Genomic DNA, 20,461 nt, shown 5'->3' with positions numbered 1-20,461 from the left:
TCCCGCGCGGCATTCAGAAGACCAAGACCGGTTCGGCATGGCATCTAGAATCGCCGGTTATGGAGCTGCATCAGCTGGCGTACCTCGTCGCCGTCGTCGACGAGGGCGGCTTCACGCGCGCGGCCGCGCGGCTGCGGGTCGCCCAGCCCGGCGTCAGCGCGCAGATCCGCAAGCTCGAACGGGAGCTCGGGCAGCCGCTGCTCGAGCGGACCACGCGGTCGGTGCGGCTCACCGCCGCCGGGGAGGCCGTGCTGCCCTACGCGCGGGCGGCGCTCGCCGCCGTCGACGGGGCGCGGCAGGCCGTGGACGAGCTGGCGGGGCTCACGCGCGGGCGCGTGGCCGTCGGCACCGTCACCTCGCACACCGTCGACCTGGCGCGCATCCTCGCCGACTTCAACGCCCGGCACCCGGCGGTGGAGATCACGCTGGTCGAGGACGCGTCCGACCGGCTCGCCGACGCGGTGCGCGACGGGCGCCTGGACGCGGCGATCGTGGCGTTCGCGGAGGTGCCGGAGGGGCTCGGCGTGCACGTCGTGACCGACGAGGCGATCGACGCCGCGGTGTGGCCGGGCCACGAGCTCGCCGGCCGCGACGAGATCCCGCTCGCCGCGCTGCGCGACCGGGCGCTGGTGTGCCTGCCGCGCGGGGGCGGCATCCGGGCCGTCCTGGACGCCGCCTGCGCGGCGGCGGGCTTCGCGCCGCGGGTCGCCTTCGAGGCGGGCTCCCCTGCGGTCATCGAGCAGCTCGCGGCCCGCCGCCTCGGCGTGGCGATCCTGCCGGAGTCGATCGCGCGGCACCGGCCGCACCTCCACCCGCTGCGCATCGTCGAGCCGCAACTGCGCGGGCGTCTCGGCCTGGCCTGGCGCCGCGCCGGCCCGACCAGCCCCGCGGCCGCGGCCTGGCTCGCGCACGCCCGCGCCTACCTGTGACGCCGCCCCGGCCGCAATGAGGCGGCGGCCCGGTGCGCTACCACGGCACCGGGCCCTCGTCGTCGAAGCAGCCGCCCGTGGGCCCGTCCGCGGGCAGCGTGGCGAGCCGGATCGCCGCGACCGCGCCCTGCGCGGGGGTGCGGGGGCCCGAGAAGTGGTTGAGGTCCGTGGCACAGTAGCCGGGGTCGGCGAGGTTGACCTTGATGGCCGAACCCCGCAGCTCGTTGGCGTACGCGAGCGTCACCGCCGCCAGCGCGGACTTCGAGGAGTTGTACGCCAGCAGCGGATTGCGCGCGTAGACGTGCCCCGGGTCGGAGGCGAAGGCGAGCGAGCCCAGCCCGCTGCCGAGGTTCACGATCCGCGCGGCCGGGGCGCGGCGCAGGGCGGGCAGCAGCGCATTGGTCACCGCGACCACGCCGAACACGTTGACGGCGAAGGTCTCGCGCAGCATCCCCACCGGGGTACCGCTCGGCGGGGCGCCACGCTCCAGCAGGATGCCGGCGTTGTTGACGAGGACGTCGAGCGTCTCGACCTCCTCGGCGAGGCGGGCGATCGAGTCCTCGTCGGTCACGTCGAGCCGCACCGCGGTCGCGCCGATCGCCTCGGCGGCCTCCTTGCCGCGGATGGGGTCGCGCGCGCCGAGCAGGACGTTCAGGCCGAGGGCGCGCAGGCCCCGGGCGATCTGCAGGCCGATGCCCTTGTTGGCCCCCGTGACGAGGGCGGTTCCGGTCGTCATGCGCTCCACCGTGGCGCCCCGGGCGCGGCCGCGGCAGAGACCGTGCCGAACATCGGATCGGCGGTCCCTGGTTCGGGGCGGCGCGGTCGCGCAGCATGAAGGGCATGAACCGGGTACAGCTGGCCGAGTTCCTCAAGGACCGCCGCGCTCGGGTCAGCCCGGGCGACGCGGGCCTGGCCCCGGGAGCGCGGCGGCGCACGCCCGGGCTGCGGCGCGAGGAGGTGGCCCGGCTGGCCGGGATCTCCGTCGACTACTACGCGCGGCTGGAGCAGGCCCGCGGCCCGCGCCCGTCCCGCCAGGTCCTGGCCGCCCTGGGCCGGGCGCTGCGCCTGCACGAGGACGAGCGCGCGTACCTCTTCCAGGTCGCGGGCGAGCCGCCCGGCCCACCGGCGGGCCCGTCGCGCGTGGTGCCGCCCGGCATCCGGCACCTGCTGGAGCGCCTGGACGACACGCCGGCCTTCGTCATCGACGCGAAGTACGACCTGCTGGCCTGGAATCGCATGGCCGTGCGCCTCATGGGCGAGCCTCCGCCCGAGCGCAACATGATCTGGAACGCCTTCTGCGGCCCCATGCCGCTGACCCTGGACTCCCCGGCCGAGTTGCGGTCCTTCGCCGACGAGTCGGTGGCGGACCTGCGCGCCGCGTCCGTGCGCTACCCGGACGACGAGGGCATCCGCGCGCTGATCGACCGCCTCCTGGCGGCCAGCCCCGAGTTCACCCGCCGCTGGAACGAGCGGCGCGTCTGTGTGCGCCGCACGACGGTCAAGACGCTGACCCATCCGGTGTACGGCGAGCTGACCCTGGAATGCCAGGTCCTGCACGCCGACGAGGGCGGCCAGCGCGTCGTGTTCTACACCGCCGCCCCGGGCTCCCCCACTGCCGAGGTCCTCGCCCGCCTGAGGGAGCCGGCCCTCATCCAGGAAACCGTTTAGGAATGAATCCGTGTCACCGACCAAGCATGCCTGTGACCTGGGCGAACGTCTGAGTCTGAGAGGTCTCAGTCTAGGTCGTTGCAGGTACTCTGCACCTGGTGCGAGGTTGGCCCACCTCGGGACATACCAGCACTCTTCGAACTGGTGTACGATCTAGGGGCTGCTTGCGAGGTGTGGCGACAGGGGGCGGTACCGTTGACGGAAATGGTGGATCTGCCTCGTGTCATGCCGGTTGCGCCCCAGACGGTCGCGGCCTACCTTGCGGTGCTTGACGTCGCTCGCCTGCGAGGCATGCAGATCACTCGGACCAAGATAGCCAAGCTTCTGTATCTGACCGATCTCTGCGCCATTGAGGATGGTTCCAACCCGATCTCGGGCGTGGAATGGAAGTGGCTCGATCACGGCCCCTACAACAACGATCTCATCTCTCTTGAGAACCTTCTCGTGTCAACGTCGCTAGTTTCACGGCAACGCGAGGAATTCTACGGCGGCTGGGAACTGAGACTTTCAGGTGAGTTACCGCCGAATTTTGAGCTGCCAGAAGAGGATCGAGAGCTCCTCAATCGAATGATGGAGCGGTTCGGACGCTACGCAGCTACCACGCTCAAGGACATGAGTTATCAGACGTCTCCCATGGAAGATGCGCAGCGACGTGGTCGTGGCGTCGTGCTGAACCTCAACCTGGCTCGACCGCTCCCCGCTCTCAACCGAACGTCTGCTCGCATGAAGGCAGTCTTGCGTTCCCTCGCCGAGCAAGAAGATGATGAGGGTGCAATGGACGAGCTTGCCGAAGAGATCAACACCTTCAGCGCTGGGCGCATAACTGCGAACAGGACGCTTCTCGATGACAACTAGTGGGGCCGTCGTGCAAGGCGGCCTCTACTGGGTGAGCGACGCAGCTCTGACGCTTCCTCCCAACGACGATCGCCAGCTTCATCCGCGACGGATGGTCGTGGTACTTAGCGGACCCGATACCAACAGCGACCCAACGTGGCGATTTGTGTCTGTCGCGCCGCTGCCATCTGAGTCTTCGCGCAAGACACGATTCTGCGTGAGGATCCCAGCTGTAGGCGTTCTTGGCGCTGATCGCCTTGCGGAAATCCAGGCTCGCTTCTGGCAATACCTCGGCATGGTTGACGATTCAGCCGACGAGGACGATCCGTTCTAGGCCGCCGCTTGCGCCGCCAGCTGGCCGAGCGCGGCCGGCGTCGCAAAGCAGCCAGCCGTTCCCCGCCCGTCGTGGAGTCTCCCCGTATGCCATCGGCCACGCTCCAGGGAGTTGTGCTCGTGCATCGAGGAATCACTCGCGGAAGCGGGCATCGACGTCGAGGCCCTGGCAGCCCGGAACGGCCTGGCCCCGTCAGAAATCACGGACGAGTGGCGTGAGTAATGACCCGTGAGGCGCGCGCTGCATGAAATTCCGGCGCTGAGCTGGCCAAACAAGGGTCAAGATCATTGCACGTGTCCTGCACGGAGGGCTGCAACAGGGGCTCAGAGCGACTTTCATGGCCCCTGACTGCACATTCGTCGAGAGACAGTATCCGCAGGTCGCGACCAAATGAGAGTGCTGCGACACACGGTTTAGGAAACCGGCTCGGTCGCGTCGGGGTCAAGGCGGCGAGTCGCGTCCGGGTCGAGGCGGCGGGTCGCCTCCGGGCCGACGAACTCGGTCGCCTTGTCCGAGGAGTGGCTCAGGCGCACCGCCAGCAGCGACGCCTGCCGGGCCAGCCCGAAGGCCACCCCCGGCACCAGGGGCAGCAGCCAGTCGGCGAAGACGCCGGTGGCCGGCAGGTGGACGATGATCAGCGCGGCCAGCCCGATCGCCCCGCCCTCGGCGAAGCCGCGCCAGCTGGCCCGGGACGCGGCCGTGAACACGGCGCGGCGCGGGGTGCGGGCGTCGATGGCGTCGGCGGCGGCCAGGTCGCGGCGGCCGAAGTTGAAGCCGGCCACGCCCGCGGCGGCGGACAGGCCCAGGACGGTGGAGGTGAGCCAGCTGTGCGTGAAGACGTACGCCAGACCCAGCACCGCCCCGCCGGCCGTCACCGCGACGAGGGCGCGCAGCCACTCCTTCTTGTCGCCGGGATACCAGTAGTAGCGGGTCGTGTTCGGCCCGATCTGCCGGATCATCTGGCCCATGCGAGCTTCTCCTCGTTCGGCCGCTGCGGGTCCCTCGTGATCATGCGCCTCGCGAGGGGGGTTCCGCCGACATTCCGGACAAATCCGGTGTTAGAACAGAACCGTCGCGAACGTGCCGACCTGCTGGAAACCGCAGCGTTCGTACACGCGGCGGGCGGGGAGGTTGTAGTCGTTGACATATAGGCTGACCGATGGCGCGACCCGGCGCAACGCGTCTCGCACCACGGCGGCGATGCCGGCCGTCGCCAGGCCGCGCCCGCGCAGCTCGGGGTCGGTCCAGACGCCCTGGATCTGGGCGGTGTGCCGGGTGACGACGGCGAGCTCCGCCTTGAACACGACGCGACCCTGGTGGAAGCGGGCGTAGGCGCGGCGGGCCCGGATCAGCTCGCCGATGCGCTCGCGGTAGGAGCGCTCGCCGCCGTCGGTGGTCGGGGAGACGCCGACCTCCTCGGTGTACATCGCGACGGCGGCCGGGAAGAGCAGGTTGATCTCGTCGGGGCGGACCAGGCGCACGCCCGGGTCGGGCGCGACCGGCGACGGGGCACTGATCGCCATGAGCGGCTGGTTGGGGCGCACGTCGCGGGACGGGCCCCAGGCCGGCGCCAGGTGCGACCAGAGGCCGAGGACCGCCTCGGCCGAGCCGACGATCGAGGAGCAGCCGCGGGGCTCACCGGCGACCATCTCGGCGAAGGCGGCGACCGCGGCGGCCGAGGCGTGCACGGGGATCAGGTTGGCCCCGACCCAGCACAGCGACTCGAGGTTGCGCCGGGAGCCGTATCCGAAGATGCGCGCGTCCTGCCGCCACCACGCGAGCCCCGCCATGGCGACGCGCTCGGCCACCTGCGCGCCCCCGAACGGGTCTCGATCGAGCAGCCGCTCGACCGATCCGCGCTCGGCGTCGCCGAGCAGCCGCGCAGCAACCGTCAGCATGCGTACCAGCCTGCCAGATCTTCCGGAGTATGGCTTCTCATACCCCCGGCCCGGTGAAAGCGGTCCCCGCCGAGGACGACGGGGACCACCGGGACGAGGTGCACCAGGACGATGTTCAGTGAACCGTCACGGACGGGCCGGCGCCGCGCAGCTCCTCGGGCAGGTCGACGCCCTGCTCCTCGGCCAGGCGCAGGGCCTCCTCGACCAGGGTCTCGACGATCTGCGACTCGGGCACGGTCTTGATGACCTGGCCCTTGACGAAGATCTGGCCCTTGCCGTTGCCGGAGGCTACGCCGAGGTCGGCCTCGCGGGCCTCGCCCGGGCCGTTGACGACGCAGCCCATGACCGCGACCCGCAGCGGCGCCGGGAAGCCGTCCAGCGCGGCGTGGACCTGGTCGGCGAGGCTGTACACGTCGACCTGGGCGCGGCCGCAGGACGGGCACGAGACGATCTCCAGGCCGCGCTCACGCAGGCCGAGGGACTCCAGGATCGCGGTGCCGACCTTGATCTCCTCGACCGGCGGGGCGGACAGCGAGACCCGGATGGTGTCGCCGATGCCCTCGGCGAGCAGGGCACCGAACGCGACCGAGGACTTGATCGTGCCCTGGAACGCGGGGCCGGCCTCGGTGACGCCGAGGTGCAGCGGGTAGTCGCACCGCTCCGCCAGCTGGCGATAGGCCCGGATCATCACGACCGGGTCGTTGTGCTTCACGGAGATCTTGATGTCCCGGAAGCCGTGCTCCTCGAAGAGCGAGCACTCCCACAGCGCCGACTCGACCAGCGCCTCGGCGGTCGCCTTGCCGTGCTTCTCCAGCAGCCGCTTGTCGAGGGAGCCCGCGTTGACGCCGATGCGGATCGGCACCCCGGCGTCGGAGGCCGCCTTGGCGATCTCCTTGACCTTGTCGTCGAACTGGCGGATGTTGCCCGGGTTGACGCGGACCGCGGCACATCCGGCGTCGATGGCGGCGAAGACGTACTTCGGCTGGAAGTGGATGTCGGCGATCACCGGGATCTGCGACTTCTTCGCGATCGCCGGCAGTGCCTCGACGTCGTCCTGGCTCGGCACGGCGACCCGCACGATCTGGCAGCCGGACGCGGTGAGCTCGGCGATCTGCTGCAGGGTGGCGTTGACGTCCGCGGTGAGGGTGGTGCACATCGACTGCACGGACACCGGCGCACCGCCACCGACGGGCACCGAGCCGACCATGATCTGACGGGAATCGCGCCGGGGCGCCAGCGGTGGCGGCGGCACAGTGGGCAGGCCGAGGCTGACAGCGGTCATGGGAGAGGCCCTTACCTTCGCGAAAGAGGTCTTACTTCAGCGTGATCGGGTTGACGAAGTCGGCCGTCACCGTCAGCAGGACGAAGACGCCGAGGACACCTATCACGGCCAGGGTGAGAGGCGCCAGCTTGTAGTAGTCGACGCGACCTGGGTCGGGCTTGCCGAGCCTCGCGGCGATCCACGAGCGGACCCGTTCGAACCAGGCGATCGCGATGTGCCCGCCGTCCATGGGCAGCAGCGGGAACAGGTTGAAGATGCCGAAGAACAGGTTCAGGGTGGCGAACAGCGACAGCAGCGAGGCCCAGTCGCCGAGCTCGAACAGCTCGCCGCCGATCCGGCTGGCGCCGACCACGCTGACCGGGGTGTTCGGGTCACGCTCCGCGCCGAAGATCGCCTTGAACAGGTTCGGGATGCGCTCGGGGATCGCCTTGAACGAGGCGAACGTGCGCTCGACCAGCGTGGCGGTGGCCGAGGCCGTCTGGCCGGCGCCGTCAACCGGGCCGTAGCGCAGGACGGGCAGGTCGGCGCTGCGGATGTCGACGGTGATGCCGAGCATCCCGCCCCGCTCGAGGTCCTCGGCGGTGACCTGGTCGGCGGTCTTCTCGACGCCGAGCCTGAGCCGCTGGGCCTCCGGGATCTGCGCGGTGCCGCTGAGGGTCTCTTCCCCGCGCTTGTACTGCACCGTCACGCTCTTGCCGACGTCGGCCTTGAGCTCGTCGCGCAGCGCCTGGTTGCCGCCGATCGCGTGCCCGTCGATGGCGAGGATGACGTCGCCGGGCTGCAGGCCGAGCTGGGCGGCCGGGCTCTTGGGGTCGGAGTTGGGGTCGCAGGCCTTCTGGCTCTTGGTCTGCGGGTCGTACACGAACGTGGGGCTCACGCACTGGCTGACCGAGCCGACGCGGACCGGCACCTGGTTGGCGTAGCGGCCGTCGGGGATGCCGACGAAGCTGAACAGCACCCACAGCGTGATCAACGCCAGCGCGAAGTGGGTGATCGAGCCCGCGGCCATGACGATGGTCCGCTTCCAGACCGGGAATCGCCACATGGCCTTCGGGTCCTCGGAGCCCGACCGGCCGGTCTCGGGGTCGATGTCCTCCTCGTTGGGCGTCATCCCGACGATCTTGACGAACGCGCCGAAGGGCAGGGCCTTGAGCCCGTACTCCACCCCGTTGCGCTTGAACGCGAAGATCGTCGGCCCGAAGCCGATGAAGTAGCGGGTCGCCTTCATGCCGAACCATCGGGCCGACCAGAAGTGCCCGGCCTCGTGGATCGCGACTGCGATCAGGATGCCCAGTGCGAACAGGACGATCCCCAACGCGAAGGTCATTCGGCCCCTCTCCGGTCGGTGCTGGCGGCGATGAGCGCGCGAGCGTGCGCCCGCGCCCAGGACTCGGCGGCGAGCACGTCATCGACGGTACCTGGTTCGGGGAAATCCGGGGCCTCGCCCAAGGTTCGCTCGAGCGTCTCGACGATGCCGAGGAAGGGCAGATCACCCGCTGTGAACGCGGCCACACACTCCTCGTTGGCGGCGTTGTAGATCGCCGGGCGGCACCGGCCGGCCTCCCCGGCCGCCTTGGCCAGGGCGACGGCGGGGAACGCCTCGTCGTCGAGCGGGGTGAGCTGCCACGTGTGGGCCTTCGTCCAGTCGACGGCGGGCGCCGCGTCGGCGACACGGTCGGGCCAGCCCAGCGCCAGCGCGATCGGGATGCGCATGTCGGGCGGGCTGGCCTGGGCGAGGGTGGAGCCGTCGGCGAACTCGACCATGGAGTGGATGACCGACTGCGGGTGGACCATGACCCTGATGTCGGCATAGGGCACGTCGAACAGCTCGTGCGCCTCGATCACCTCCAGCCCCTTGTTCACCAGGGTGGCGGTGTTGATGGTGACGACCGGGCCCATGTCCCAGGTGGGGTGGGCGAGCGCGTCGGCGACGGTGACGTTCGCCAGCTGCTCTCGGGTGCGGCCGCGGAAGGCGCCCCCGGAGGCGGTCAGCACCAGCCGGCGCACCTCGCCGCGGGCGCCCCCGCGCAGGCACTGGGCGAGCGCGGAGTGCTCGGAGTCGACCGGCACGATCTGGCCGGGCCGGGCCGCGGCGCGCACCAGGGGGCCGCCGGCGACCAGGGACTCCTTGTTGGCCAGCGCCAGGGTGCGCCCGGCCCGCAGGGCGGCGAGCGTGGGCGCGAGGCCGAGCGAGCCGACGACGCCGTTGAGCACCGTGTCACAGGGCCACTGCGCGATCTCGGTCATCGCGTCCGGGCCGGCGAGGATCTTCGGCAGCCGGAAGTCGCCGGTCGCCCAGCCGCGCCGCTGCGCCTCGGCGTAGAAGGCGAGCTGGAGGTCCTGGGCGACGCTGGCCCGGGCCACCCCGACCGCCTCGACGCGCAGCTCGAGCGCCTGCCGGGCGAGCAGGTCCACATTGGCGCCGCCGGCGCCGATCGCCACGACGCGGAACCGGTCGGGGTTGCGCCGCACGATGTCGATGGCCTGTGTGCCGATCGATCCGGTCGAGCCGAGAAGCACGATCTCGCGGGAGGTCACATCCTCATTGTGTCAGGCCGCGCCGGCCCGCGACCGCCACGTGGCCCCCGTCTGCGACAAACGTTCACGAAAGTACCCAGGATTTGTGAGTCCACTGTGGAATCGGGCCGAGGGGTGGCCGGCAGAATCCCCCCGCCGGCCACCCCTCACCGTGCTCCCGACCAGCCCCGCCGAACCCGATCAACAGCGGTTTGAACTGGTCCGATGCGACGCACGCCGAGCGCGCTCCGCATCCGTCAGCGCATCAGTCCCAAATGCCGTCCCCGTTCGTACACATGTATTAATTATAGATCATCACTTGTTACCTGACAATCGATTTTCTACGGGGCCAGCCGGTGCAGGTCGCGCGGGAACAGGGTCGTCTCGCGCACGTTCGCGGCCCCCGACAGCCGGGCCAGGAACCGCTCCAGGCCGATCGCGAAGCCTCCGTGCGGCGGCATCCCGTGCCGGAACGCCTCCAGGTACCCGGCGAGCCCCGCCGTGTCGCCCCCGAGGGCGGCGACGTAGTCGGCGTACACGTGCCGCCGCTGCCCCCCGGTCACCAGCTCCATCCCCCGGAAGAGCAGGTCGAAGGAGTTGGACCAGCGCGGGTCCGACGGCTGCGGGTGCGTGTAGAAGGGGCGCTTGCTCATCGGGTACCCCTCGACGTACAGCAGGTCCGAGCCGTGCTCCCGCGCCGCCCACACGCCCAGCGCCCGCTCGTGCTCGGGCGCGAGGTCGGGCTCGTCCGGGTCGGCCCCGGCCAGGCGCAGGGCCTCGGTGAAGTGCACGACGGGAATTTCGTCCGGCATCCGTACCGCGCCGAGCCCGGCCGCCTCCACCATCGCCCGCACGCACCGGGTCAGGACCGCCATCACGTCGCGGTGGTCGCGGATGAACCCGAGCTCGGCGTCGAGTGACGTGTGCGCGGCCAGGTGCCGCGAGGTGTCGTGCGGCTCGGCCCGGAACACCGGCCCGGCCTCGTAGACGCGCTCGAAGACCCCGACCATCGTCTGCTTGTAGAACTGCGGCGACTGGGCGAGGTACGCCTTGCGGCCGAAGTAGTCGAGCGTGAAGACGTTCGCACCGCTCTCGGTGGCGCTCCCGACGATCTTCGGGGTGAAGATCTCGGTGAATCCCAGCCCGTCGAGGGTGCCGCGGAACGCCGCGACGGCGGCCGCGCCCGCGGCGAACACCGCCCGGCGCGCGGGGTGGCGCAGGCTGACCGCGGCGTGGTCGAGCAGCGCCGGCAGCCCGGCTTCGAGCGCCGGACGGAACAGCTCGACCGGGGGCGCCTCGGCCGGCGAGATCACCTCGATCGCCCCGTAGGCGACCTCGTGCCCGCCCGGCGCGGCCGCGTTGGCCACGACGGTGCCGGTGACCTCGACCACGGACTCCTCCGGCGGCACGGGTACCCCGGCGGGCACCACCACCTGGGCGAGGCCCGCGCGGTCGCGCACGATGAGGAACGTGACCCGGGCGAGGACCCGGCGGCGGTGGACCCACCCGGCGAGCCGGACCGGCTCACCCGGATGCTCGGCGATCTCGGCGGACAGCACGCGTTGCGACATGAAACACCTCCTGGAAGGGACACTCCCCGGGGGTGTGGGCGATGGGGCCGGTCGCGGTGCCACCACACCTTCGCCGCGGCGGGTTGCCGCGGCCTCTCGGCCCCATGACGTCGGGCCGTCCCGGCGGGGCATTCACGGCGGTCGTCACTCGCCGCCCCGCACCCCCGAGCATGCCGGGTTCGCCGCGCGGGCGCGACAGGTATTTCCGCACGGGTGAGCAGCGCTCGGCACGGCACCGTGCCGTCGGCGGCCCTGCGGTGGGGCACCAGCGCCCTGCTGCTGCGGGCGAACGTGACGGGGATCGTGCTGCGCTTCGGCATCGCCTTCGGCGCCCAGCTGGAGGCCCCGCCACGTCGGCGTCCCGGGCGCCCGGCCGGTGGGCCCCGCCCGGACACGTCCGCCGCACCGCGTGAGCGCCCGCCTCAGCGCGGGCGTCAGCGGCCGGCGGTGACCTCGGCGCGGCCGGTCGCCTCGACGCGTACGCCGCCCAGGTCGGCTCGCTGCCCGGCCTCGTTGCCGGCCTCGAAGCCGCCACCGCTCAGGCGGCGGCGACGACCGGCGCGAACGTTCGGGTACTCGGCCTCGACCGCCAGGTCCACGGCCCGCTCGCGGTCGGCGAGGACCAGCGCGGTCCCCGGCGCCGCCGGCTCCCGCTCCCGCGCGGCCGCGGCGGTCAGGCGCTGGGCCACCGCCGAGCCGAAGCCGATCAGCCACGAGCGGCGCCACGCGGCCGGCTGCTGACCGCCGGGCACCGGCTCGCGCAGCAGGCCCCGCGCCGCCTGGACCAGCAGCGACGCGAACAGCAGCTCGACGCCGGCGACGTCGGAGTCGAAGCCGAAGAGGTGCACGGACACCTTCAGCCCGTCGGCGGTGCGCCGCTCCAGGCGGATCGAGCGGCACCGCAGCGCGGCCGCGACCACGTGCAGCAGGTAGGCCTTCTCACGCAGATAGGGCGCGTTGAGCTCCACGAGCCGGCTGCCGACCACCGCCGGGCGCTCCCGCCGGGCGTCGAGCAGGGCCTGGTCGATGCCGTACTTCGCGATGAGGGCGGCCGCCTTGGCCGTCAGCGCATCGGCCTCCGCCGGCGTGCACGCCGGATCCTCGGCCTTGGCCAGCAGCTTGCGAACCTTGTCGAGCACGGGCGCCGCGTCACTCGCCGATCGGGGTAGCAGCGGCCGTTTCCGCGCCCGGGGCCGGGGTGCCGGCCGGACGCGAGCGCAGCTCGTGCCCGACGCTGGTCAGGCAGCGGCCGCTGGGCAGGTCGAACTTCCAGCCGTGCAGCTGGCAGGTCATGGTGTTGCCGTCGATGATGCCGAAGCGGGTCAGGTCGGCCTTGAGGTGCGGGCAGCGCCGCTGGACGATCCAGTCGCCCAGCTTGACGTCCTCCGCGTCGGGCTTCTGCTCGGAGAACCAGCCCTCGGCGTACTGCAGCCGCTCCTGCGACAGGCACTTGAAGAACGAGTAGACGAACTCGTTGTACTGCCCGATCCGCGCGGCCGAGAACCGGCAGGACAGGAAGAGCGAGTTGACCCAGTCGATCTCCTCGATGAACAGGAGGTGCTCGATCAGCGCGCGCTCGGTCCGGAAGCGGTACCGCACCTTCTCCTCGGCGTAGGCGCGCACCTGCTTGCCGGGGAAGTCCACGACGATCGACTCGACGGACTCGCCGTCGTAGCCCACCAGGTCGAAGCGCACGGGTCCGCCGACGCCCTTGGCCAGGTACACCGACTCGTCCAGCAGCGGCTCGATGCGCCGCTGCATCTCCTTGAGCACGTCGATCTCGGGGTGGCGCCAGGTCGCCTTGGCCGCCTCGATGACGGGCTTCTTGCGCTCCCGCATCTCCTGCAGGTGCTCACGCTTGTGCGCGAAGAACTCCTCGACGTCGCTCGGGTGCGTGGTCTCGGCCGAGTCCGCGGTGAGCTCCATCACCGAGCCGGGCAGCAGGACCGTGGAGTTCGTGCCGCCGGCCTTGGCGTATTCCTGCTGGAAGACCCACTGGTCGGGGAAGATGTTGCCCTCGTCGCCGAAGATGTCGTTGAACTGCCACAGCTCGTCGTCGAGGAAGCACGGCGGCCCGGCGATCGGGATGACGTTGGAGGCCTTGAGGTCGTCGATGTAGCGGAACGTCCGGTCGAACTGGCGGTCCCGCTTCTGCTTGCCGAACGCGCGCTTGGCCGCCTCGGGCAGCTCGTAGACCATCGGATACCAGATCGCGCCGGAGAACTGCAGCAGGTGGGCGTGCACGTGGCCGAGCGCGTGGAAGGTGGTCAGGTCCGTCGGGCGCGCGTCGTTCTGGTTGAGGATCCGCACGCCGTCGTACTCCACCCACAGCGACGAGTCCCCGATCGGCCCGTCGGTCGGCGAGGTCAGCGCCTGGATCATGATCTTCAGGCCGCCGTCGAGCTCGTGCACGTGATCGGTCTGGGTCTCCAGGAACCGCGTGAAGCCCAGCGCCTCGAGCTCGTCGCGCATCTCGCTCGTCGGGAACTCGGGCAGCAGCACGGTCGCCTTCTTCGACACGAACCGCTTGAGGTGCTCGGCGTCGAAGTGGTCGCGGTGCAGGTGCGAGACGTAGAGGTAGTCGCAGTCGCCCAGCGCCTCCCAGTCAAGCTGCGAGTTGTCCGGGAACGGGAACCACGAGGCGAAGTAGGCGGGGTTGACCCACGGATCGCACAGGATGCTCCCGGCCGGGGTGTCGATGCGCAGGCTGGCGTGGCCGGTCCCGGTGATCCGCACCGCTGTCCTCCTCGATCTGGTACCCGCACCTTGCGCGACCGACGCTACCCGACCGACCCGCAACCGTCCCGGGCGGTGCCGCATGCCAGACTTTGTCCTGAGAACTTCGCTGCCACCGAAAGGACGAGCCGTGTCCGAGCACGAGCCAGTGACCTCACCCGACCAGCACAAGCCGGGTCACCCGCGCGCGGCCCGCATCGGGGCAGCCGTCTCGGCGCTCGTCCTGCTCTCGATGCTCATCGGCAACCACCGCGGCCGGGTCGAGGACATCTTCCTGATCGTGGGCGCCGCCATCCTCGTGCTCGCCCTGGTCGGCGACTGGGTCCTGCGCCGCAACGGCCTGCGCTGACCCCGCCGGGCGCCGGTCGAGGCGTCCATGCGGCCGTCAGCCACCCCGCCGGCCCGGACAGCCCGGCGCGCCCCGTTTCGAGCGCCGGGCGATCACGTTGCGTAGCGATCTCGCTATTGCCGAGCAAGTGTCATGTTTCGAACTGCACATGCGAAGAGGGCGCGCCGGGCGCGCCCTCTTCCACGTTCTGCGATCGGTCAGCGACGCCGTGTGACGATGTCGCGGACCTCCTTCAGCGCCGCGTCGACCTCGGCCTCGAAGTAGCCACCCGGCACCAGGTTGAAGTGCGACGGGTCGAGGTCCCCGTCGGTCAGCGGGCCGCCGCGGCCGGTCAGCGAGGCCATCACGCCCTCGAAGAGGCGGTCGACCTGGGACCGGTCGTAGCCACTGCCGAACCGGCGCAGCTGGAAGGTGCGGCGCAGCTGGTCGATGCGGGCCACCTCGGTGGACTGGTGCTGGACCGGCGGGCCGCCCTGAGGCCCGCCGTACGGATCACGCTCGGCCGGGGCGCCGTACGGCTCGCGCTCGGGCGGGGCACCGTAGGGGTCGCGCTCGGGCGGAGCGCCGTACGGGTCACGCTCGGGCGGGGCACCGTAGGGGTCGCGCTCGGGCGGGCCGCCGTACGGGTCGCGATCCATGCCGCCGGCCGGGATCGCACCGGTCATCGAGCCGCCCATCGGGCCGGGGCCGGGGCCGGGGCCGCCGCCGTAGGTCGGGGGCTCCGGGCGGTCGAGGCGGATCTCGGCGGTCATGTCCGCACGCGGGGCCCGCGGGGCCTGGTCGTAGGGGGCGCGGTCCTCGTCGAAGGCGCCGCCGTAGGTGGGCTCGTCATAGCGGCCGTACCCCTGGTCGCGCGGCGGCTGGCCGCCCGGCGCCGGGGTGGGCCGGGTCGGCAGCGGGGCGCCGGGCGGCGGAGGTGCCGGGCGCTCCATCGTGCGGTCCATGGGCGGCGGGCCCATCCGGTCCATCGGCCGGTCCATGGGCGGCCCCATGCGCTCCGGTCCGGGGGGCGGCCCCATCCGGTCGGCGCCGGGCGGCCCCATGCGCTCCGGTCCTGGCGGCGGCCCCATGCGGTCAGCGCCGGGCGGCCCCATACGGTCCGGTCCGGGTGGCGGCCCCATACGGTCCGGTCCTGGCGGCGGCCCCATCCGGTCAGCGCCGGGCGGCGGCCCCATGCGGTCGGGTCCGGGCGGGCCAAGGCGGTCGGGCGGCGGGGGCGCCATGCCGACCCGGTCGGGCATGCGATGCGACTCCATGCGCTCCGGCATCCGCTCGGGCTGCATGCGCAGCTCGCCGCTGCGGGAGTCCAGGGCCCGGCCGAAGCCGCCGCCGCTGCCGCGCTCCTCCAGCTCGGCCAGCTGGCGCTCGACGCGGTCGAGGTGCAGGTCGACCTGCCACTCGTCGTATCCGCCGAAGCGCACGCGGAAGACCACGTCGTGGACCTCCTGCGCGCTCACCGGCGCACCCATCGGGTCTCCGGAGAGGGTGGCCTCCACCCGGTCGAGGAACGAGTCGACCTCGTCGACCTTGTATCCCCGACGCATCGCACGGCGCCGGAACCGCTGACCCTGACTCACTGTGTCTCCTCGTTCGCTCGCCGTGCTAGCAAGCCGTTCTCACGCTCTCCCACCTTGCCACCTCCGGAGGCGGCAAGCTGCCCGCAGGCACCGTCAATCTCCCGACCCCTGGTGTCACGCACCGTAGTGGGAACACCGGCGGCCCGAAGTCGCCGGACGAACTCCCGCTCAACGGGCTTGGGGCTCGCGTCCCACTTGCTGCCCGGTGTCGGATTGAGCGGGATGAGATTGACATGTGCCAGACGGCCGGACAAGAGCCGACCGAGCAGATCCGCCCGCCACGGATGGTCGTTCACATCCCGGATCATTGCGTACTCAATGGACACGCGCCGTCCGGTGCGAGCCGCATACTCGAACGCGGCATCAAGCACTTCGGCGACCTTCCAGCGTTGGTTGACCGGTACTAGCGTGTCGCGCAGATCATCATCGGGCGCGTGCAGCGACAGCGCAAGCGTCACCGACAGCCCCTCCTGCGTCAACCGGCGGATGCCGGGGACCAGCCCGACGGTCGACACCGTGATGTGCCGCTGAGACAGGCCCAGGCCCTCCGGGGCGGGCTCGGTCAGCCGCCGCACGGCGGCGATCACCCGGTTGTAGTTCGCAAGAGGCTCGCCCATGCCCATGAACACCACGCGGGAGAGCCGGTCGGGGCAGCCGGGCAACGCGCCGCGGGCGGCGAGACCCGCGAACCACACGACCTGGTCGACGATCTCCGCGGTGGACAGGTTGCGGGTCAGCCCGGCCTGGCCGGTGGCACAGAACGGGCACGCCATGCCGCAGCCGGCCTGACTGGAGACGCAGACGGTGACGCGGTCCGGGTATCCCATCAGCACGCTCTCCACGAGCGAGCCGTCGTGCAGCCGCCAGAGCGTCTTGCGGGTGGTGCCGTTGTCGGTGGCGAGCTCGCTGACCGGCTCCAGCAGCCGCGGCAGCAGCGTCCCGGTGATCGCCTCGCGGGTGCGGGCCGGCAGGTCGGTCATCGCCGCGGGCTCGCGCACCAGGCGGCCGAAGTAGTGGGCGGAGACCTGCTGCGCACGGAAGGCCGGCTCCCCCAGCTCGGCGACGGCGGCGCGACGACCGGCGAGATCGAGGTCGGCCAGGTGCCGCGGGGGCAACGAAGCGCGACGGCCGGCGGGGGTGGTGCCGGTCGCCTCGGAGGACAGGTTGAGTACGGGCAGCTGCGTCATGGCGATTCCAGTGTCCCATGCCGCGTCGCGTGTTCTCCAAGACCGCTGGACAGCACGGCCGGGCGACCTGCGGACCGACGCCGGGCCGTCGGCCGGACCGCCCGAAGCCTGCTCGGGCCGCCCGGAGCCTGCTGCGCCGGACCGCCCGGAGCCTGGTCGGACCGGCTGGAGAGCCGCGAACAGGCCGCCAGGGGGAGCTGCTGGTCCGGCTGGGGGCGCGCCTGGCCGGCCGGTGAACGCGGCCGGCCGCGGCGGGGTTCAGACGGGGAACGGGGGATTGATCACTTCGTCCAGGGGACGAGGAAGGCCAGCACCGCGTAGGCGGTCGGCAGCGCCAGCAGGACCGAGTCCAGCCGGTCCATCAGGCCGCCGTGGCCCGGCAGCAGGTTGCTCATGTCCTTCACGCCGAGGTCCCGCTTGATCAGCGACTCGCCGAGATCGCCGAGCACCGAGGCGATGGACACCGCCACGCCGAAGATCGCGCCGTGCCACCAGACGGCGTCGTCGAGCAGCAGCGGCAGGGCGATCGCGCTGCCGGCGCCGGTCCACACGATCGAGCCGGCGAAGCCCTCCCACGACTTGGCGGGGCTGACCGACGGGGCCATGGGGTGTTTGCCGAGGAAGACCCCGGTGGCGTACCCACCGGTGTCCGACAGCACGACGGCGAGAATGGTCACCAGGACCCGCGCCGCGCCGTCGTGCGCGGGGTAGGCCAGCAGCGCCGCGAACGAGCCGAGGAAGGGCACGTAGACGGCGATGAGCGCGCCGGCGGTGACGTCGCGCTGGTAGTGTGCCGCTCCCTCGGCGAAGCGCCACACGAAGATGAGCAGCAGCGTGCCGAGCAGGCCCAGGGGCAGCCGCGCCGCGCCGCCGAACCAGGCCAGGCAGACCATGGCGGGGGCGCCGAGCAGCAGCGGTACCAGTGGCGGGCGGGCCTTCTGGACGCTGACCGCGCGGACCATCTCCCAGACACCGACCATGACGGCGGCGATGACCAGGCCCAGGAAGAGCCACTTCTCCAGCACGAACAGGGAGAGCACGACGAGCCCGCCCAGCCCGACGCCGACCCCGATGGCCGCGGGCAGGTTGCGCCCCGCCCGGCTCTTGCGCGGAGCCTGGTCGCCCGGTTGTACGGGGTGACCCGGTGTCGCGGGGCCCGAGGACAGAGCGAGCGGGTGGGGTACAGTATCCGGCTCTTGCGCTCTTGGCTCTTCCACAGACGACTCGGGCGCGGCATCGTCCTGCCGCGCCCGCGTCGACGACGGGTCGTGGGCCTTCTGAGCCCGGTCCAGATGGGCCATCAGACCTCGAGTAGCTCGGTTTCCTTGTGCTTGAGCAGCTCGTCGACCTGCGCGACGTACTTGTGCGTCAAATCCTCGAGCTCCTTCTCCGCGCGGCGCACCTCGTCCTCGCCGGCCTCGCCGTCCTTGACGATGCGGTCGAGCTCCTCCTTGGCCTTGCGGCGCACGTTGCGGATCGCGACGCGCGAGTCCTCGGCCTTGTTGCGGGCGACCTTGATCATGTCGCGGCGCCGCTCCTCGGTCATCTGCGGCAACAGGATCCGGATCTGGGTGCCCTCGTTGTTGGGGTTTACACCCAGATCGGAGTCGCGGATGGCCTTCTCCATCGCGCCGATCTGCGAGGTGTCGTACGGCTTGATGATCGCCATCCGCGGCTCAGGGATCGCGATCGAGGACATCTGCGGCAGCGGCGTCGGGGTGCCGTAGTAGTCGACCATCACCTTGCCGAACATCGCCGGGCTGGCGCGGCCGGTGCGGATGACCGCGAACTCCTCCTTGGCATGCTCGATCGCACGATCCATCTTCTCTTCGGCCTCGAAGAGTGCTTCTTCGATCACGTGGTCTGTCCTCCTCGATCCGGGACGGGCTCGGCGGTGATGAGCGTGCCGATCCTCTCACCACTCAACGCGCGAGCGACGTTGTCCTCCCCCTCCGCGCCGAAGACCAGCATCGGCAGCGCGTTCTCCTGGCAGAGGCTGAACGCCGTCTGGTCGACCACCCGCAGCCCCTTTACCAGCGCCTCGGCGAACGTGAGGCTGTCGAGCTTGCGGGCCGTCGGATCGGTGCGCGGGTCGGCGGTGTACACGCCGTCGACGCCGTTCTTGCTCATGAGCACGGTGTGCGCGTGGATCTCCAGGGCGCGCTGGGCGGCGACCGTGTCGGTGGAGAAGTACGGCATGCCGGCGCCGGCGCCGAAGATGACCACGCGCCCCTTCTCCAGGTGGCGGATCGCCCGCCGGGGGATGTACGGCTCGGCGACCTGGGCCATCGTGATCGCGCTCTGTACGCGCGTGTCGATGCCCTCCTTCTCCAGGAAGTCCTGCAGCGCCAGGCAGTTCATCACGGTGCCGAGCATGCCCATGTAGTCGGCGCGCGAGCGGTCCATCCCGGCCCGCGAGAGCTCGGCGCCGCGGAAGAAGTTGCCGCCGCCGACGACGACCGCGACCTGCACGCCCCGGCGCACGACCGTGGCGATCTGGCGCGCCATGCCGCGCACCACGTTGGGGTCGACGCCGACGGCGCCGCCCCCGAACACCTCACCGGAGAGCTTCAGCACGACGCGCCGCGCCCCGATCGGGGCGGGGGTCAGGGACTGCCTGGCCGCTTCGACGGCGGTGTTCGTCATGTGCGCACCCTTCTGTCTCGTGGAAAGGGGGTCACGGTCTGCATCCAGTAGACCGTGACCCCCTCACTGCTGTTGTACTGCCGGTCAGGCCTGGCCGACCTCGAAGCGCACGAACCGTGTGACCTCGATACCGGCCTCGGCCAGCACCTGCTTGACCGTCTTCTTGTTGTCGCCGACCGAGGGCTGCTCGATCAGGACGAAGTCCTTGAAGAAGGCGTTGACCCGGCCCTCGATGATCTTCGGCAGGGCCTGCTCGGGCTTGCCCTCCTCGCGGGCCGTCTCCTCGGCGATGCGCCGCTCCGACTCGACGACCTCGGCCGGCACCTCGTCGCGCGTGAGGTACTTCGGCCGCATCGCGGCGATCTGCATCGCCACGCCGCGGGCGTCGGCCACGGCCGCCTCGTCGGTCTTGCCGGTGAACTCGACCGCGACGCCGACCTGCGGCGGCAGGTCCGGGCTCTTGCGGTGCATGTAGATCGCGGCCGGCTCGCCCAGCACCGCGATGCGGTTGATGACGAGCTTCTCGCCGATGCGGGCCGACTCGGCCTGCACCAGGTCGGCCACGGTGGCGTCGCCGAGCTTCGAGGCCAGCAGCGCGTCCACGTCGGCCGGCTTGATCGCGTCGACCTGGGCCGCCAGCTTCTGGCCCAGCTCGACGAACGCCTCGTTCTTGGCGACGAAGTCGGTCTCGCAGTTGATCTCGACCAGGCCCGTCCCCGAGTGCGCGACCAGGCCGTTGGCCGTCGTGCGCCCGGCACGCTTGCCGACGTCCTTGGCGCCCTTGATGCGCAGCAGCTCGACGGCCTTGTCGAAGTCGCCCTCGGCCTCCTCGAGCGCCTTCTTGCAGTCCATCATGCCGGAGCCGGTCAGTTCGCGGAGCCGCTTGACGTCCGCGGCGGTGAAGTTGGACATGACTCTCTCTCGCTCTGTGGG

General features: G+C 71.3%; 19 protein-coding genes. 4 read left to right on the top strand and 15 right to left on the bottom strand.

From position 1 onward, the window contains the following. The first annotated feature begins 59 nt into the window (after positions 1-59). Positions 60-929 carry a LysR family transcriptional regulator gene (locus ACQPY0_RS09015; RefSeq protein WP_432986792.1) on the top strand — a complete coding sequence of 290 codons (870 nt, stop codon included), beginning with the start codon at positions 60-62 and terminating at the stop codon, positions 927-929. A gap of 37 nt (positions 930-966) precedes the next feature. On the opposite strand, the gene ACQPY0_RS09010 is transcribed toward ACQPY0_RS09015, so the two are convergent. Continuing rightward, positions 967-1,665: an SDR family NAD(P)-dependent oxidoreductase gene (locus ACQPY0_RS09010; protein WP_432986790.1), complete on the bottom strand. Its 699-nt coding sequence runs from the start codon at positions 1,663-1,665 to the stop codon at positions 967-969. A gap of 104 nt (positions 1,666-1,769) precedes the next feature. Between ACQPY0_RS09010 and ACQPY0_RS09005 the strand changes: the two genes are divergently transcribed. Both ACQPY0_RS09005 and ACQPY0_RS09000 read left to right on the top strand, forming a co-directional pair. Beyond that, a complete protein-coding gene (locus ACQPY0_RS09005; RefSeq protein WP_432986788.1) occupies positions 1,770-2,597 on the top strand; it encodes a helix-turn-helix transcriptional regulator in 828 nt (275 codons plus the stop codon). A gap of 204 nt (positions 2,598-2,801) precedes the next feature. Beyond that, on the top strand, positions 2,802-3,452 hold the full coding sequence (locus tag ACQPY0_RS09000; RefSeq protein WP_432986786.1) for a Panacea domain-containing protein: 651 nt from the start codon (positions 2,802-2,804) through the stop codon (positions 3,450-3,452). Positions 3,453-4,178: 726 nt separating this feature from the next. Here ACQPY0_RS09000 and ACQPY0_RS08995 read toward each other — a convergent pair. The 8 genes from ACQPY0_RS08995 to ACQPY0_RS08960 all read right to left on the bottom strand — a co-directional run bounded on the left by ACQPY0_RS08995 (position 4,179) and on the right by ACQPY0_RS08960 (position 13,763). Then, on the bottom strand, positions 4,179-4,733 hold the full coding sequence (locus tag ACQPY0_RS08995) for a hypothetical protein (protein ID WP_432986784.1): 555 nt from the start codon (positions 4,731-4,733) through the stop codon (positions 4,179-4,181). Between the two features lie 90 nt (positions 4,734-4,823). Then, entirely contained in the window at positions 4,824-5,663 is an 840-nt protein-coding gene (locus ACQPY0_RS08990) for a GNAT family N-acetyltransferase (RefSeq protein ID WP_432986782.1), read from the bottom strand. Positions 5,664-5,778: 115 nt separating this feature from the next. Further along, positions 5,779-6,945 (bottom strand): flavodoxin-dependent (E)-4-hydroxy-3-methylbut-2-enyl-diphosphate synthase, encoded by a 1,167-nt coding sequence (ispG, locus tag ACQPY0_RS08985; RefSeq protein ID WP_432986780.1) that lies wholly within the window; start codon positions 6,943-6,945, stop codon positions 5,779-5,781. 31 nt (positions 6,946-6,976) lie between these two features. Beyond that, positions 6,977-8,272: a M50 family metallopeptidase gene (locus ACQPY0_RS08980; protein ID WP_432986778.1), complete on the bottom strand. Its 1,296-nt coding sequence runs from the start codon at positions 8,270-8,272 to the stop codon at positions 6,977-6,979. Then, entirely contained in the window at positions 8,269-9,465 is a 1,197-nt protein-coding gene (dxr, locus tag ACQPY0_RS08975) for a 1-deoxy-D-xylulose-5-phosphate reductoisomerase (protein WP_432995101.1), read from the bottom strand. The genes ACQPY0_RS08980 and dxr overlap by 4 nt, the downstream gene beginning before the upstream one ends. Positions 9,466-9,803: 338 nt before the next feature. Further along, positions 9,804-11,033, bottom strand: coding sequence for an aspartate--tRNA(Asn) ligase (gene aspS, locus ACQPY0_RS08970; protein WP_432986777.1), 1,230 nt, complete (start codon positions 11,031-11,033; stop codon positions 9,804-9,806). Positions 11,034-11,467: 434 nt separating this feature from the next. Beyond that, positions 11,468-12,172, bottom strand: coding sequence for a DUF2786 domain-containing protein (locus ACQPY0_RS08965; RefSeq protein WP_432986775.1), 705 nt, complete (start codon positions 12,170-12,172; stop codon positions 11,468-11,470). A 10-nt stretch (positions 12,173-12,182) separates the two neighbouring features. Then, positions 12,183-13,763, bottom strand: coding sequence for a Rieske 2Fe-2S domain-containing protein (locus ACQPY0_RS08960; RefSeq protein ID WP_432995099.1), 1,581 nt, complete (start codon positions 13,761-13,763; stop codon positions 12,183-12,185). Between the two features lie 88 nt (positions 13,764-13,851). Here ACQPY0_RS08960 and ACQPY0_RS08955 point away from each other — a divergent pair, with 88 nt between their 5' ends. Continuing rightward, positions 13,852-14,118 (top strand): DUF2631 domain-containing protein, encoded by a 267-nt coding sequence (locus tag ACQPY0_RS08955; RefSeq protein WP_432986773.1) that lies wholly within the window; start codon positions 13,852-13,854, stop codon positions 14,116-14,118. A 197-nt stretch (positions 14,119-14,315) separates the two neighbouring features. On the opposite strand, the gene ACQPY0_RS08950 is transcribed toward ACQPY0_RS08955, so the two are convergent. The 6 genes from ACQPY0_RS08950 to tsf all read right to left on the bottom strand — a co-directional run bounded on the left by ACQPY0_RS08950 (position 14,316) and on the right by tsf (position 20,440). Next, positions 14,316-15,662, bottom strand: a complete 1,347-nt coding sequence (locus ACQPY0_RS08950; protein ID WP_432995097.1) for a DivIVA domain-containing protein — start codon at positions 15,660-15,662, stop codon at positions 14,316-14,318. Between the two features lie 29 nt (positions 15,663-15,691). Next, a complete protein-coding gene (gene rlmN, locus ACQPY0_RS08945; protein ID WP_432986771.1) occupies positions 15,692-16,882 on the bottom strand; it encodes a 23S rRNA (adenine(2503)-C(2))-methyltransferase RlmN in 1,191 nt (396 codons plus the stop codon). A gap of 281 nt (positions 16,883-17,163) precedes the next feature. Then, on the bottom strand, positions 17,164-18,183 hold the full coding sequence (locus ACQPY0_RS08940) for a phosphatidate cytidylyltransferase (RefSeq protein ID WP_432986769.1): 1,020 nt from the start codon (positions 18,181-18,183) through the stop codon (positions 17,164-17,166). After that, complete coding sequence (gene frr / locus ACQPY0_RS08935; RefSeq protein ID WP_432986767.1) at positions 18,183-18,740, bottom strand: ribosome recycling factor; 558 nt, start codon at positions 18,738-18,740, stop codon at positions 18,183-18,185. Before frr ends, ACQPY0_RS08940 begins: the two co-directional genes overlap by 1 nt. After that, on the bottom strand, positions 18,737-19,528 hold the full coding sequence (pyrH, locus tag ACQPY0_RS08930) for a UMP kinase (RefSeq protein ID WP_432986765.1): 792 nt from the start codon (positions 19,526-19,528) through the stop codon (positions 18,737-18,739). Before pyrH ends, frr begins: the two co-directional genes overlap by 4 nt. Before the next feature lie 84 nt (positions 19,529-19,612). Next, a complete protein-coding gene (tsf, locus tag ACQPY0_RS08925; protein WP_432986763.1) occupies positions 19,613-20,440 on the bottom strand; it encodes a translation elongation factor Ts in 828 nt (275 codons plus the stop codon). Positions 20,441-20,461: the final 21 nt, after the last annotated feature.

It is taken from the genome of Dactylosporangium sp. CA-233914, assembly GCF_050942935.1.
Lineage (GTDB): Bacteria > Actinomycetota > Actinomycetes > Mycobacteriales > Micromonosporaceae > Dactylosporangium.
The sequence above is the reverse complement of the archived record's forward strand: the minus strand, read 5'-3'. Positions and strand labels throughout refer to the sequence as shown.